Annotated in this window: 1 pseudogene; it reads right to left on the bottom strand. The window is 62.4% G+C overall.

Annotation, left to right across the window (positions count from 1 at the left end):
• A pseudogene (locus SB765_RS33975) lies at positions 1 to 229 on the bottom strand (amino acid ABC transporter substrate-binding protein); the annotation flags it as partial.
• Positions 230 to 234 lie beyond the last annotated feature (5 nt).

Genomic DNA, 234 nt, shown 5'->3' with positions numbered 1-234 from the left:
CGCCGTTGTTCATGGCCTCCTGCAGGCGAAGGCGGGCCATGACGTGATACTGGGGGCGTACGCCCACTTCCTTGGCCAGCGCTTGTATCAGGTCATACACCAGGCCTTCCACCGGCTGGTCGCCTTCTATGCGTACTAGCGGCATGCTCCAGCTCTCTGCAACGGAGAAGCGCAGCACGGGCTGTTCAGCCAGGCTGTGCATGGGCCAGAGCAGTAGCAGGGCCAGCAAACTTC

It is taken from the genome of Pseudomonas sp. SIMBA_067 (assembly GCF_046534675.1).
Taxonomy (GTDB): Bacteria; Pseudomonadota; Gammaproteobacteria; order Pseudomonadales; family Pseudomonadaceae; genus Aquipseudomonas; species Aquipseudomonas putida.
Note: the sequence above shows the minus strand (reverse complement) of the source record. Positions and strands in the feature narration are given on the sequence as shown.